This is a genomic window from Sphingorhabdus sp., from assembly GCF_046292425.1.
Lineage (GTDB): Bacteria > Pseudomonadota > Alphaproteobacteria > Sphingomonadales > Sphingomonadaceae > Sphingorhabdus_B.
The window spans coordinates 24,510-37,778 of record NZ_JBKBQV010000014.1 but is presented as its reverse complement, the minus strand read 5'-3'; the positions used below and the strand labels follow the sequence as shown (position 1 = coordinate 37,778).

17 protein-coding genes are annotated in these 13,269 nt (G+C 54.7%); 12 read left to right on the top strand and 5 right to left on the bottom strand.

From position 1 onward, the window contains the following. Positions 1-111 precede the first annotated feature (111 nt). The 11 genes from ACK4S7_RS04855 (at position 112) to ACK4S7_RS04805 (ending at position 6,475) form a co-directional block, all read left to right on the top strand. On the top strand, positions 112-567 hold the full coding sequence (locus tag ACK4S7_RS04855) for a hypothetical protein (protein WP_409644868.1): 456 nt from the start codon (positions 112-114) through the stop codon (positions 565-567). Between the two features lie 84 nt (positions 568-651). Next, positions 652-867, top strand: coding sequence for a helix-turn-helix domain-containing protein (locus ACK4S7_RS04850; protein ID WP_409644867.1), 216 nt, complete (start codon positions 652-654; stop codon positions 865-867). Between the two features lie 123 nt (positions 868-990). After that, positions 991-1,191 carry a hypothetical protein gene (locus tag ACK4S7_RS04845; protein ID WP_409644866.1) on the top strand — a complete coding sequence of 67 codons (201 nt, stop codon included), beginning with the start codon at positions 991-993 and terminating at the stop codon, positions 1,189-1,191. Beyond that, positions 1,188-1,736: a hypothetical protein gene (locus ACK4S7_RS04840; protein WP_409644865.1), complete on the top strand. Its 549-nt coding sequence runs from the start codon at positions 1,188-1,190 to the stop codon at positions 1,734-1,736. The genes ACK4S7_RS04845 and ACK4S7_RS04840 overlap by 4 nt, the downstream gene beginning before the upstream one ends. Next, on the top strand, positions 1,729-2,706 hold the full coding sequence (locus ACK4S7_RS04835) for an AAA family ATPase (protein ID WP_409644864.1): 978 nt from the start codon (positions 1,729-1,731) through the stop codon (positions 2,704-2,706). Before ACK4S7_RS04840 ends, ACK4S7_RS04835 begins: the two co-directional genes overlap by 8 nt. A 27-nt stretch (positions 2,707-2,733) precedes the next feature. Further along, positions 2,734-3,045, top strand: coding sequence for a hypothetical protein (locus tag ACK4S7_RS04830; protein WP_409644862.1), 312 nt, complete (start codon positions 2,734-2,736; stop codon positions 3,043-3,045). 214 nt (positions 3,046-3,259) lie between these two features. Then, entirely contained in the window at positions 3,260-3,751 is a 492-nt protein-coding gene (locus ACK4S7_RS04825) for a hypothetical protein (RefSeq protein WP_409644861.1), read from the top strand. 29 nt (positions 3,752-3,780) lie between these two features. Continuing rightward, a complete protein-coding gene (locus tag ACK4S7_RS04820) occupies positions 3,781-4,206 on the top strand; it encodes a hypothetical protein (RefSeq protein WP_409644860.1) in 426 nt (141 codons plus the stop codon). After that, entirely contained in the window at positions 4,196-4,414 is a 219-nt protein-coding gene (locus tag ACK4S7_RS04815; RefSeq protein ID WP_409644859.1) for a hypothetical protein, read from the top strand. The genes ACK4S7_RS04820 and ACK4S7_RS04815 overlap by 11 nt, the downstream gene beginning before the upstream one ends. Before the next feature lies 1 nt (position 4,415). Further along, positions 4,416-5,114, top strand: coding sequence for a hypothetical protein (locus ACK4S7_RS04810; RefSeq protein ID WP_409644858.1), 699 nt, complete (start codon positions 4,416-4,418; stop codon positions 5,112-5,114). Between the two features lie 35 nt (positions 5,115-5,149). Then, positions 5,150-6,475 carry a phage terminase large subunit gene (locus tag ACK4S7_RS04805; protein ID WP_409644857.1) on the top strand — a complete coding sequence of 442 codons (1,326 nt, stop codon included), beginning with the start codon at positions 5,150-5,152 and terminating at the stop codon, positions 6,473-6,475. Positions 6,476-6,757: 282 nt separating this feature from the next. Here the strand turns inward: ACK4S7_RS04805 and ACK4S7_RS04800 are convergent, their stop codons facing one another. From ACK4S7_RS04800 to ACK4S7_RS04785, 4 genes are all read right to left on the bottom strand, one after another. Beyond that, on the bottom strand, positions 6,758-7,504 hold the full coding sequence (locus ACK4S7_RS04800; RefSeq protein WP_409644855.1) for a sulfite exporter TauE/SafE family protein: 747 nt from the start codon (positions 7,502-7,504) through the stop codon (positions 6,758-6,760). Positions 7,505-7,528: 24 nt separating this feature from the next. Next, positions 7,529-10,258, bottom strand: a complete 2,730-nt coding sequence (secA, locus tag ACK4S7_RS04795; protein WP_409644854.1) for a preprotein translocase subunit SecA — start codon at positions 10,256-10,258, stop codon at positions 7,529-7,531. Positions 10,259-10,345: 87 nt separating this feature from the next. Then, a complete protein-coding gene (locus ACK4S7_RS04790; RefSeq protein WP_409644853.1) occupies positions 10,346-10,618 on the bottom strand; it encodes a hypothetical protein in 273 nt (90 codons plus the stop codon). A 71-nt stretch (positions 10,619-10,689) separates the two neighbouring features. After that, positions 10,690-11,661 carry an energy transducer TonB gene (locus tag ACK4S7_RS04785; protein WP_409644852.1) on the bottom strand — a complete coding sequence of 324 codons (972 nt, stop codon included), beginning with the start codon at positions 11,659-11,661 and terminating at the stop codon, positions 10,690-10,692. A 48-nt stretch (positions 11,662-11,709) separates the two neighbouring features. Between ACK4S7_RS04785 and argJ the strand changes: the two genes are divergently transcribed. Next, the gene (argJ, locus tag ACK4S7_RS04780) at positions 11,710-12,933 is read left to right on the top strand and encodes a bifunctional glutamate N-acetyltransferase/amino-acid acetyltransferase ArgJ (protein WP_409644851.1); all 1,224 of its coding nucleotides are present in this window, start codon (positions 11,710-11,712) and stop codon (positions 12,931-12,933) included. On the opposite strand, the gene trxA is transcribed toward argJ, so the two are convergent. Next, positions 12,930-13,250 (bottom strand): thioredoxin, encoded by a 321-nt coding sequence (gene trxA, locus ACK4S7_RS04775; RefSeq protein WP_409644850.1) that lies wholly within the window; start codon positions 13,248-13,250, stop codon positions 12,930-12,932. The genes argJ and trxA overlap by 4 nt on opposite strands. Between the last annotated feature and the right edge of the window lie 19 nt (positions 13,251-13,269).

Genomic DNA, 13,269 nt, shown 5'->3' with positions numbered 1-13,269 from the left:
CGCTGATCGTGAACGCCCCCGAATATAACGGCGACATTCCGCCCATTGATTAAGTCCCCGAAGGATATTGAGAATGATATTTGACCCACTTGACCAGATAGCGGCAGCGCGGTGACCGATTTTGCAGATTTTGACCAATGGCAAGAAGTCGAACAAGCGTTGCACGGAAATTTGCAGCCACTTTTGGCTTTGCTTCGATCTGATGTGCCTTTGAGCAAGAACGCGCGTGAATACATCGCGGACGAAATTGAGAGGGCTCCAGACAAGCGGTTCCGTCGGCAGCGCAACGCGGATCTAGAAGTTAAAGAGAACGACCGCACGCTCTTGCATCAAGTATTCACAGCAAAAATGGAAATCGCTTTGCGCAAACTTGGTTTAGAGGCCGACGATCATGTGGTCTTTGAAGCCTTTGAAGGGATTAGTGACCGTGACGCGTTGGATTTTCTCTGTGAAAATTATGGGCTGGACCTGAATCAGCATGATTTGGATAATGCGCTGCGCCGATCACCGCCCGGAATTTTCGATCCAAGAGGGCCGCGCCGACAAATGAAGAAATTGAACCTGTAAGCAAATCCGATTTGGTTACAGTGCATATCGAATCGATGTGCAGCAAATAGTCCTCCGTTCAACCGCGAATGGAGAATATCAGCTATGAACCCGAGACTTATTCCGCCCGCTCCCATCGATCAGGCGCTCGCTTATACAATTAATGATGCCGCCCGCGTTTCGGGATTGGGCCGCACAACGCTCTACAAACTTGCTGGCGAAGGAAAGATTGAGCTTCGCAAAATTGGTGCGCGTTCAATAATCACCGCGTCAAGCCTTCGCGCACTTATTGAGGGCGAACCTCAACTCGAAGCCGCCTGAAAAAATTGGCCGGCTGCGAGCGCTCACTCTCGCAAACCGGCCGTGCACTGAGGTAACATCTCAATGAACGACCATTTTATACCCGCTTTAGCCATAAGGCAAATGCGCACCGTTTCGGGCTTTATGAATCGCTTTACGCGCAGCGACATTGCGTCGGCAGTCGAAGTGCTGGTGGCATTACTCGACGTGCTCGACGACGATCCCGATCTAGAGGCCGAGCCTGATTTAGAGGATGACGACGCGGCAGAGAATTGCGACCCGGCAGAGGATGACGATCCCGCCGGATGTGAACATGATGGTCGCGAACAGGATGATTATTTGTGACGCTGGAACGCGACCTAATGGCCGCCCAGCGCAACGTGCGCCAAGTCCATATTGACCGCCTTTTAGACCTTGGATTGACGTCCCCGGCTCTTGCGAAAGTTGGTTACAGCCAATTACCCTTTGGCGTGCTGCGCATTGCGACGGACGATGCCCGGTGGTGGCCCGATCCGGAAGGTTTTAGCGCGATGGTAGTCCCCGTGCTCGAAAATGGGCGCGAGATTGATATTGTCGCGTTCCGAACGCACCAACCCGCCCGGTGGTGGTGGCGTATCGGCTGCGCAACGTTCCTTGGCGCGGACCTCTTGCATAGCCTTTGGGAAGACGGGCCGCTGCGCATCGCTGCAACGCCTTTGGAATGGTTACGCGAAGGCGGCGAAGCGCTGACAATTCTCGACTGGGATGCACCCTATTTCGACTTGATACCGCTGTTGAGCCGCGAGCGCTTGATCTGCGCCGATGATCTGCTCGCCGCACGGCTGGGCAAGCGCCTGGCAGACCGCCCCCAACTCCCCTCAATTATAACAAGAGTCGCCTCACATGCGTAATTTGGCCGAAGTTTATGACGGCGATGCTCCCGAAATTCCCTTGCCCGGCGAAGCTGGACCCGCACAATGGCAAAACACCTTTGCGCCACAACGGCGCTTTATAATGAAAGACTGGATCATTCGCGGGGCGGCTGGGCTGCTTGGCGGAGAGGACGGCGTGGGCAAGTCGCTGCTCGCGCAACAAATGGCGACATGTGCCGCAGCTGGCATCCCGTTTTTAGGCGCAGACATTGAGCGCTGCAGGACAATCTTTATCAACTGCGAAGACCCCGGCGAAGAAATGCACCGCCGACAGGAAAGCATAAACGCGGCGCTTGGCGTGGACATGCCCGATCTTGTCGGATGGTTCAAAAGCCACTCGCTCAAGGGTGAACCTGGCAATGAACTTGGGCTATTTGACGCGCAAGGCAGATTCTCGCCAACGGAGCGATTTCAACAGATACGGCGCGCGGCGCTCGCTTTTGGCGCGCAATTGATATTCATCGATAACGCGGCGCATGTCTTCCCGGGCAATGAGAACGCGCGGCATGACGTGGCAGTTTTTTTAGGCTTGCTCGAGCGCCTTTCGCTTGAAATTGACGGAGCCGTCATTCTCTTGGCACACCCCAATAAACAACACTCACAAGGCAATAAGAAGGGGAACGAATACAGCGGAACGACTGGCTGGAGCGCCCACGTCCGCAACCGTATATTTTTGGACTGGAACGCGCCTGAAGACGGATTGCCCGCCGATCCGGATGAACGCGTGCTACGCCGTTCAAAGTCGAACTATGCCGCACGCGGCGCTGAAATAACATTCCGCTGGCATCAATGGGCATTTGTCCGCGCCGACGATTTACCGCCCAATGTTCATGCCCAAATTGCCGATATTGCCCGCGCCAATGCGGAGAACGACATATTCCTGAAGTGTTTGGACAAGACGAAAGAAGAACGCCGGACAGTATCAGTTAGCAAATCGGCGTCGAACTAAGCGCCACGTGTCTTTGCGACGATGCCAATGGCCAAAGGATTCAAGGTGCACGCGTTTGAAGCGGCTATGCGTCGGCTGCTTGCATTGCCCCTCATTGTGAACGACCAGCCGATCTACAAACGCGAGAATCGGAACTGGGCGAGAGGGCTTGGACGTGCACCAACCGCCGCACAAACCATGCACGAACCATGCGCACAAACCCGCACCGAGGAAGACGGGAAAGCCACGGAAACCTTGCACACAGGTGCACGCACTGGTTGGCCTATAGATAAATCTATATCAGGCGCGGCCCATGAGGCCGCCGCGCCGATAGATGATGATGAAGCGGGGACGAATTGATGTGTTCCTCTATTCCTCCCGAGCATAAAAAAGGCCTGCCCATTATCGGGCTTGAACGGTTGCCTTTAATCGGGCGCAAAATCGCGTTGGACTATGTTCTACGGATTAGAACTATTCTGATATATCCAGCTATTGCAGGCATGTTAGAGAGCGTTTCAAAGTTGCAGCAACATTTTCCCACATTCGTTCCACCTTATTCTGTGAATTAGACCCGGTGAACGCTGACGCTCCCGATCTGCGCAGCAAGTTTCTACAGCTTAGCGACGACTGTTATCAGCGAGCGACAAAGGCAGATAATGCCGATGCAATGTCACTGTTTACCAAAGCGGCACAAGTCGCCCGGCAGCAAGCAAGCAATCGCTACCTCTTACCCGAGGACGCTGTTGTGGCGCTGCAGGCGATTCAAGACCTGCGCAGCGCTGCGGCATGGTTCAACGGCGAGGGCTTGGCCTTCAGCAATGACAATGCACCCGGCGCGATACGCACGGCAACGGCAATCCAGCGCGAACCCGTTGAGCGCGACCCTGTTGAGCCGCTTAATGCGAGACAGCTTGCCGGGCTTTACGGCATGTCTGAGAACGGCGCGCGGCAAGTTATCAAGCGTGGCTTTGGACGTGGCTTGGCAGGCTTTGGACGGCACGGCGCATTGTGGTTTGCGGACGCCGATGCTTTTGCTCGCCTTCATCAAAAGTGTGGAATTGGTTAAGGCGGGGGCTGTTGCGCTATCCCGTCACCATGACAGCACCGATCACTGACAGGCCGCTAATGAAGGCAGGCCGCAAGCCAAGCAACCCGCCCGCCGACGCTGCAGAGCGCGTGCGGGAATATGCGGCCGATGGATGGTCCGTCATTGGCATTGCAAGCCGCCTTGGGGTGGACCCGAAAACGTTTGGCCAATGGCTTGAGCGCGACCCGTTGCTGAAGGATGCAATCGATCTGGGCCGAGAGGAACAACATCACGTCCTTTACAACATCGCCTACCGGGAGGCCGTTGAAAAACGCAACCTAACCGCCGTCATGTTCCTACTAAATTCCCGCTTTGGCTATCGCAATGACCAGAGCGAGCAAGGCAACCGCGTCAATGTCACTATCGCGCTGCCCGGCGCAATGACGCTGCAGCAATTCAACGCAATCGGAAAGGATCAAACCAATGTCCAATGACATACTCGCCGCGCTTGGCGTTTCACTCAGCAATATCGGCGCTGCTATCGCGCAAAATCTCGACAGCGATACGCCCGCCCATGAAGTCTTTGATGAGTGTTTGAACGTTGAAGCCTTGCGGCTTGCGGTTGACGGAAAGCACGCGGCCGCAAGCGCAATCCAGACAATGCGCAGCCCTATCATGCGCCTTTTGAGGGAGGGCTGGTAACATGGCCCGCGACACAAGAGATCCGATGGTCAAAGCAATTGAGGCTATCGGCGGCAGGATGGTCAAGGATCTTCCCGATCATCCGACAGCAAGGCAACTGCAGGGCATGGTCAACCGATTGCACGGCGCAACCGAGGCACTGGACCGCGTTATGACCAACCGTAACCCGTTGGACACCACGGACGCACACGCGCTCAAGGTCGCCAAAATGGCGCGGAAACTTGATACAGAGATTCTGGCCAGCTTAAATCAATCGGGGCGGATATGGGCAGATGGAGTCCAAGATGTTCAACGCCGAATTGATGAAAAAGTCGATCTTAGGCCCGACGCCTTTGCCACCGAAATTCGGAGCGCATTTCGCGGACTCGACACCAAAGCCAAAGCGGCGCTGTTAAAGGAACTGGTGGAAGGCAATCGAGGGCCGGAACTTGCTGCCATTGTGCGCGCTCCATCCGTGGTCGCTGGAATATCGGACAAAGAAAAAGCGGATTATGAAAAGGCAATCGTGGGTAAGCACGCGGCTGCAGAGATCGATGAGCAAGGCAAGCTGGGCGAAGTTTTTGAGGCTATTATGGTTGCGCATCGCGCGGCAACAGATTTTGCGAAAAGGCTCACCGACCCGGACAAGGTGGCGGCAATCGAACGTGGGGCAGCGCAAGCCGCGGCAGCCGGGGCAGCATTTGACCAATCGCTCCAGTGAATCCAATTGAACTAAACCCCTTTCAAGAGCGCGTCATGCTTCTACCAGAGGAAGCCGACGCGTTCCTGGGCGGGGGGCGCGGCGGGGGCAAAAGTTATGCATTGGCTTTGCTCGCGCTGCGCCATGCCGAGCAATATGGGCAAGCTGCTCGCGTTTTGTATCTGCGCCGATCTTACAAAGGCCTTGCCGACTTCGAACTTGTCACCCGTGACCTATTCGGGAAAGTTTATGGCACGGCGGCGCGCTACAATGGCGGTGAGCATGTTTGGCGACTTCCTAACGGCGGATATATCGAGCTTGGCCAGCTTGAATCCCATGCTGACTACGCAAAGTATCAGGGCCGCACTTTCACCCTGCTTTTAATTGATGAGGCGGGGCAATATCCCGACCCTGCCTTGCTCGACATATTGCGCTCAAACCTTCGCGGACCAAAGAGCGTCCCGATCCGCGCTGTTGTGGCGGCAAACCCCGGCGGCGTAGGGCATTACTGGCTTGCCAAGCGCTATGTGTTCAAAGCGGCGCCGTGGACACCCTTTGCTGAAGAAAAATCCGGGCGCCCTTGGATTTACGCGCCGTCAACGTTCACCGTGAACAACTTTATAGATCGGGATCAATATGCGGACCAATTGCGCTCCAGCTGCCCCGATGACCCCGAACTTTTGAGGGCTTGGACCTTGGGTGACTGGACAATAGCGCGCGGGGCATATTTCGCGAGCGTATTGGATGAGGCGAATAACGCCGTGGACCCATGGCAATCCGTGCCGCGTGGCTGGCAAACCTATCTCGCGCATGATTTTGGATCGAGCGCGCCAAGTGTCACTTATATTTTTGCGCAATCACCGGGCGGGGAAGGTCCGGACGGGCGTTTCTACCCGCGTGACAGCCTTGTCCTTATAGACGAACTGGCCACGTGCAAGCCTGACAGGTTGAACGACGGGCTGGGCTGGACCGTGCCGATATTGGCCGAGGAAATAGTCGCAATGTGCAAGCGCTGGAAAGTTGACGCGCGCGGCGTGGCAGATGATGCCATTTTCGCGCGCACGGGCCACCGTGACGGCAGCATAGCGGACGAATTTACCCGTTGCGGCGTTCACTTTCGCCCTGCCAAAAAAGCGGACCGCCTGACGGGCTGGAATATCATGCGCCGATTGCTTGCCGACGCTGGCAAGCCCGACGTGCCGGGGCTTTATGTTTCCCGATCCTGCGAATATTTTTGGTCAACCGTCCCTTATTTAGCGCGCGATCAAAAGCGCGTTGAAGACGTCGATTCGTCCGGCCCCGATCACGGCGCGGACGCCGTGCGCTATGGCTGCCTTCGCCGCGACGACCGGATCAAGCGCGTTCAATTGACGGGCTATTGATAAAGGGAGGACGGCCAATCGGGCGCAATTGGCCGTCCGTTCCACTATCTCGCGCCGATTAAGCAAGAAATAATGGAAGCGGCGACTAAACCCGCGAAACATTTTAGGGGTTCCGAGAACTGGATCATTCGCGGCTAATTGACCAAATCAGTATGGGGGAAAAGTGTGGGAAAGATAATATTATAAACCCCAATTTAGCACCATAACCTATTGTAATATATATTTAATATTAGTATTTGTGTTAATCCCTCCCGGGGAGCCATTTTTCTGGCTCAGTAGACACTAAAGCGGCCCATGGGCCTGCCAGAGCAGCCGAAGTGCTGCGTAGCCCACCAGCAATGCCGTCAAAACACGTAACAAGCGCGGTGAAAGATAGCGCATACCGAACAGGCTGCCCAATTGTCCGCCCACAAGCACAGCGCCGAGTAAAACGCCATATTGCAACGCAGGCTCAGCAAGCGAATAGGCGCCAGATTTAAGGATCTGGCCAAGCAGACCCGCCGCTGAATTAATCAGGATATAAAGCGAGGCGAAGGCGGCTATGCGGCGTGGTTCTGCCCAGCGGATGAGATGCAGAACTGGTGCCATGAAAATGCCGCCGCCAATGCCCGACAGGCCTGCGAGCAACCCAACACCACCCGATAGCGCCAGCAGCACCGGCTTTGGTATCACACGCAGCGACATCTTGTCCGCCTGCAAAAAGAGGGCGATAGCCGACGCGAGCAACGCTCCACCCAAAATGGTTAGGAATACGACTTGCTCTAGCGGCACTAACCCACCCAAGAAGGCCAGCGGAGCCGATATAAGAAGCAGCGGAAGGACTTGCGGCCATGAAACGAGGCCAGCGCGCATGAAGCGGATGCTGCCCCCAGTGACGACGATAATATTGCAGATTAATGCGATGACGGGGATTAGCCGGTAATCCACACCCCATAACGCTAGCAGCGCCGTATAGGTAGATCCGCCCCCAAAGCCCACCGAGGCGTATACAAAAGCGACAAGGGCAAAGAGGCTGGCCAGCCAGATCATCTTCGCCCTCCCGTCATTGCGTCATCAATAGGCGCCGTGGCAATGCTTGTATTTCTGTCCCGAACCGCAGGGGCAAGGATCATTACGGCGCAGATCAGGATTGCCAGCAAACGGGTCGTTGCTGCTGGATGGCACCGGTGACCTTGGAATCGTTGTGGTTACTAACCCAAGCGAGCCCGCGTCGATGTCATCGCTGTTGTCTTCACCCGTAAACGGGTCGATATGCGTGGTCAGGAAATCGGGCAATTGGGGCAATTCTGGCGGAACAAATTCTTCTTCGGCCCGGAAATCATTGGTCGCGATGGTCTTTGTAACGCCTTCGCGAATAGCCGACAACATGCGTTCAAACAGACCGAAGGCTTCCTGTTTATATTCGTTAACCGGGTTCTTCTGCGCATAAGCACGAAGGTAGATAACCTGACGCAAGGCATCGAGGGTCGACAAATGCTCTTTCCAATGATGGTCAAGCGTTTGCAGCAGGATGCTTTTTTCAACCTGACGCCACACAGTTTCGTCAAGCGCGGCACCCTTTGCCTTGAACTTTGCCGTTGCCATGTCGGCAATTCTCGTTTCAATGATTTCCGGCTCAAGCCCGTCTTCCTGAAGCCAGCTGTCGACATCCGGCGCAAGCCCAAGCACTTCAGCGCATTTTTGCTTAAGGCCCTCAACATCCCATTGCTCGGGATAGGTGCCCTCTGGGCAGTAATCGCCAACAAGGTTATTGACCGTGTCGTTGAGCATATCTTCGATGATGTCATCGACGGCTTCAGCGTCCATGATATCGCTGCGTTGATCATAGATGACCTTGCGCTGATCATTCATGACGTTGTCATATTCTACAAGTTGTTTGCGGATGTCATAGTTGCGCGCCTCGACTTTTTTCTGCGCAGTTTCGATAGCTTTCGACAGCCATTTGCCACCAATCGCCTCGCCGTCTTCCAAGCTGGAATTCATCATTTTGGAGAATAAAGTTTCCGACCCGAAAATCCGCAACAGATCATCGTCAAGCGACAGGTAGAAACGGGATAACCCAGGGTCACCTTGACGTCCGGAACGCCCACGCAGCTGGTTATCGATACGACGGCTTTCATGGCGCTCGGTGGCCAGAACAAACAATCCGCCCGCCTCGATAACTTTGGCTTTTTCAGCCGCGATTTCGGCTTGAAGTGCTTGGATTGCAGCATCGCGTTCAGGCCCTTCGGGCATATCACGCAATTCGTCGTCGAGCCGGAATTCGAAGTTACCACCCAGCTGAATATCTGTACCGCGACCCGCCATATTTGTGGCGATGGTAACGCTACCCAGGCGGCCAGCCTGCGCAACGATATGTGCTTCGCTTTCGTGGAAGCGGGCGTTCAAAACGCTGTGCTTGACGCCTTCCTTCTCCAAAAATTCGGACAGCAACTCGGATTTTTCAATGGAGACTGTGCCGACCAGCACCGGCTGACCACGGTCATTGGCTTCCTTGATCGTCTTGGCAATTGCTCCGAACTTGTCTTGGGTGTTTTTGTAAAACTGGTCGTCCTCGTCGATGCGCTGCACCGGCAAGTTGGTTGGGATTTCTACGACGCCGAGCTTGTAAATCTCATGAAACTCACCGGCTTCGGTGGCCGCCGTGCCGGTCATCCCTGACAGCTTGGGATACATGCGGAAATAGTTCTGGAAGGTGATCGTCGCCAGTGTCTGGTTTTCCGGCTCAATCTCGACACCTTCTTTTGCTTCGACCGCTTGGTGCAGGCCATTTGACCAACGGCGTCCGTCCATCATGCGGCCAGTAAACTCATCGATGATGATGACCTTGCCTTCCTTCACGATGTAATCAATGTCACGTTTGAACATCACATTGGCTTTTAGCGCCTGGTCGAGATGGTGCACGACCAAGGTATTCTCATAATCATACAGGTTGGAACCAGTCAGGAGCCCCGCGTTCTCAAGCAAACGTTCGACCTTTTCAGTCCCGTCTTCGGTCAACGTAACATTGCGGCTTTTTTCGTCTTTCTCGTAGTCGCCTTCTTCCAACTGCAGAACAACGGCATGAACCTGCATATAAAGCTCAGACTTGTCATCTGTTGGACCTGAAATGATTAGCGGAGTCCGCGCTTCATCGACCAGGATGGAATCGACTTCGTCAACAATTGCGAAGTTGAACGGGCGCTGCACCATTTGGGCGCGTTCATATTTCATATTGTCCCGCAGATAATCGAAACCAAGTTCGTTGTTCGTCGCGTAAGTGATGTCACAATCATATGCCGCGCGGCGTTCATGTTCAGGAATGTTTGGAACAACGACCCCAGTTGTAAGACCAAGAAACCCGTAAATCTTCCCCATCCATTCGGCGTCACGACGGGCCAGATAGTCGTTGACCGTAACGACATGTACGCCTTTGCCCTCAAGCGCGTTAAGGTAGCAAGCCAGGGTCTCGGTCAAGGTTTTACCTTCGCCTGTCCGCATTTCAGCGATTTCGCCGCGATGCAGCACGATGCCGCCAACCATCTGCACATCGAAGTGGCGCATACCCATTACGCGCTTGGATGTCTCACGCACCGTAGCGAACGCCTCTGGCAGTATATCGTCAAGCGTTTCGCCCGCCGCCAACCGGTCCCGGAAAAGCTGCGTTTGCGCCTTTAGCCGATCATCGTCCATTCCCGCGATTTCGCCTTCAAGTGCGTTAATCTGGTCAACGATTTTCATAATCGATTTGACATAACGGTCGTTGGACGACCCAAAAAGAGCTTTGGCAAATCCGCCGAGCATAAAAAATTCCTTTGAAATATGTGGGAGGCGCGCACATGTGGCGCGCGGTAGGCAAATAGTTGGTCCACCCCAAAGGGCGCAGAAAACCTAGCCTAGGATAATGTCGTGCCGGTCGACCGGCGTATCAGCGTCCAATACAGCAGGCGTTGCTTTACCTGAGGCGGGTGCGAGTGACACCTGCGACATCGGGGCCGTACCAACCGGCGGCTCAAAAGAAGCGACAGCTTCAAAAGCGGATACGGCAACATAGGCTTGCGCAACTGCTGCATCTACCGATGCTGGCGTCGAAGATACCGGGCGCGCGGCCTCCGCAGCGGAAAAACCGCTCAGCATTGCCAGTAGATAGATCAATATACGCATGGCTCGCCCTGTTAGGTGCTTTGGCGCATATAGGGAACCGAAGGCCGCTCGTCCATCCCGAAGAGAAAGGTCTATTTTATATCTGCGATCTCAACGACAGTTTTGACCTGGACGCGACGTTTGACCGGTCGGCCACTGGCGTCGGTAAACGGTTCAAAATTTATCTTCGTCTTGCATAATGCGTCCCATGCCATTGATATCAGTTTTATGTCACTCTGCACGCTGCAGTCCGTCAGGCTTCCGTCCACTGCGATATTGTATGATAGTGTGACTTGGGCCGCGATTGGCAGAAGTTCTTTCGGCAGCCTTAAGGGGGCGTCAGTTAGTGCACGGGGCGAGGCACCACCTGCACCCGGAATGCGCCAGTTAACTTCAGTCTGAACCCGACCCACTGTAGGTTGACCATTTATATCAAGTGCAGGGCTAAATTGCGCTTTGGTTACTGCGATTTTACACGTTTCTGCGTCCAAGTCCGCATGTGTACTACTTTCCAGAACCTTGCAGTTTTCAATAGCCCCCGCAGGAGAGACGGCCAGTTCAATTTTAACCTTCCCTTGCCGTTTTTCAGCCAAGGCTATTTGAGGAAAATCTGCCGCAATAACTTGCGCCCACGTTTTTCCCAGCATCGACGGCCCGCGCGGCAAACTTATTTCAGGTACAACACCGGGAATTTTCCAACGAACGCGGTTTGCATATTTTCCCGTTGTAAGGTTACCGCTTGCATCAACTGCCGGTTCAAATCGTGCACGTCGTTTTACATTCGTGCATGTTGCTTCGTCGAGTTCAGAAAAACCGCTGCTTGAAGTGATCATGCAGTCCGACACACTGCCATCCGGGCCAACAATTAAACTAAACCCAGAGATGCCTTCCATCTCTTTCTGCAAGGCTACGCTTGGATAATCATTCATCGTTACCCACAGGCCGGGATTGCCTCTTGGTTTTGGATTGGATTTACTCACCGATGGCTGCGCAGGCTTGTCCGGGATGTATTCCGCATTGCCGGTTGCACCAACCGTGGCCAACAGATAAACAAAATACTTCATTTGTCCGACCCCCTTGTCTTTCAAAAATTACTACAGGAAATCAAAGTCTTGTCCACCATTTCCCCTCTTTCGGTTTCCTTTCCAGTCATGCCCGACATCGCCGGTGCGACGCCGCGAGTTGCGCGCGCCGGGTATAAGGATTGGGCTCGGTGCGACCTGACTTATGTCGTTCTGGATGAGGGAACCGCGGTCGCTGGCGTAACAACGCGAAATCAATGCTGTTCGGCAGAGGTCGAACTATGCCGCGCCCATTTGCCCACAGGCAGGGCCCGGGCTTTGGTTGTAAATGCAGGAAACAGCAATGCCTTCACCGGCCAACGCGGCAAGGACGCCGTCGACGCGATAACAGAGCAAGTCGCGGAGCATTTGAAATGCGACGTGACAGAGATATTCGTGTGCTCAACGGGCGTGATTGGCGTCCCCTTGCCTATTGATAAAGCGCAAGCGGGACTTTGTGCAGCCTTTGATGCGGTCCCTTGTAGCTGGGAAGATGTTACGGACAGCATCGGGACCACAGACACATTTGCGAAGGGTGCGACCGCCAGCGCGATAGTCGATGGTCGCAAGGTGCAAATGGTTGGGATCATCAAAGGTTCGGGGATGATCGCGCCCGACATGGCTACAATGCTGGGTTATATCTTCACCGACGCCGCAATCGACGCCGCTTTCCTGCAGCAAATTTTGTCTGCGGCCAATCAATCAAGCTTTAGCTGTATCACCGTCGACAGCGACACGTCGACCAGCGACACTGTGCTGGCGTTCGCCACAGGCAAAGCGGGCAACGCACCGCTGACATCCTTCGATGATGCCGGAGCTGACGCCTTTGCTGCAGCCCTGAATGATGTCTGCCGCCAACTGGCGCATCTCGTTGTCCGCGACGGCGAAGGCGCGCAGAAATTTATCGAAATCCAGATCTCAGGCGCAACGAGCGACGACAGCGCGCGGCGCGTAGGCTTGGCGATTGCAAATTCGCCGTTGGTCAAAACCGCGATTGCGGGTGAGGATGCCAATTGGGGCCGCGTGGTCATGGCCGTCGGGAAGGCTGGCGAACCTGCAAATCGCGACACGCTCTCGATCCGCTTTGGTTCGACCATAGTCGCGCGCAACGGGTTGGCGGTTGCGGATTATGACGAGGCGCCGGTCGCGCATCATCTCAAGCAGAATGAAATCGAAATCGGCGTCGATCTGGGCCTTGGATCAGGACACGCCACGGTTTGGACCTGCGACCTGACCCATGGATATATCAGCATCAACGCCGATTATCGAAGCTAAAGCGCAGCTTCGAGCCAGCTTTTCAACTGCGCCTTCGGCGCAGCGCCGACCTTTGTGTCCGCAATTTCGCCGCCCTTGAACAGGATCATCGTCGGAATGCCGCGCACACCATATTTGGCAGGCGTATCGGGATGGTCGTCAATGTTCAGCTTCACGATCTCGACCTGCCCAGCCAATTCTTCGCTGATTTCTTCGAGGCTTGGGCCAATCATCTTGCATGGGCCGCACCATTCGGCCCAGAAATCGACCAATACGGGTTTGCCTGATGCCAGCACGGTTGTGGCGAAGTCATTATCACCTACAGTTTTGGTAGCCATGTTAATCTCCTTTGTTGCC

Coding starts and splice junctions, on each gene's coding strand:
- ACK4S7_RS04850 (WP_409644867.1), top strand. CDS start 652: ATGAACCCGAGACTTATTCCGCCCGCTCCCATCGATCAGGCGCTCGCT.
- ACK4S7_RS04845 (WP_409644866.1), top strand. CDS start 991: ATGAATCGCTTTACGCGCAGCGACATTGCGTCGGCAGTCGAAGTGCTG.
- ACK4S7_RS04835 (WP_409644864.1), top strand. CDS start 1,729: ATGCGTAATTTGGCCGAAGTTTATGACGGCGATGCTCCCGAAATTCCC.
- ACK4S7_RS04830 (WP_409644862.1), top strand. CDS start 2,734: ATGGCCAAAGGATTCAAGGTGCACGCGTTTGAAGCGGCTATGCGTCGG.
- ACK4S7_RS04820 (WP_409644860.1), top strand. CDS start 3,781: ATGACAGCACCGATCACTGACAGGCCGCTAATGAAGGCAGGCCGCAAG.
- ACK4S7_RS04815 (WP_409644859.1), top strand. CDS start 4,196: ATGTCCAATGACATACTCGCCGCGCTTGGCGTTTCACTCAGCAATATC.
- ACK4S7_RS04810 (WP_409644858.1), top strand. CDS start 4,416: ATGGCCCGCGACACAAGAGATCCGATGGTCAAAGCAATTGAGGCTATC.
- ACK4S7_RS04805 (WP_409644857.1), top strand. CDS start 5,150: ATGCTTCTACCAGAGGAAGCCGACGCGTTCCTGGGCGGGGGGCGCGGC.
- ACK4S7_RS04800 (WP_409644855.1), bottom strand. CDS start 7,504: ATGATCTGGCTGGCCAGCCTCTTTGCCCTTGTCGCTTTTGTATACGCC.
- secA (WP_409644854.1), bottom strand. CDS start 10,258: ATGCTCGGCGGATTTGCCAAAGCTCTTTTTGGGTCGTCCAACGACCGT.
- ACK4S7_RS04790 (WP_409644853.1), bottom strand. CDS start 10,618: ATGCGTATATTGATCTATCTACTGGCAATGCTGAGCGGTTTTTCCGCT.
- ACK4S7_RS04785 (WP_409644852.1), bottom strand. CDS start 11,661: ATGAAGTATTTTGTTTATCTGTTGGCCACGGTTGGTGCAACCGGCAAT.
- trxA (WP_409644850.1), bottom strand. CDS start 13,250: ATGGCTACCAAAACTGTAGGTGATAATGACTTCGCCACAACCGTGCTG.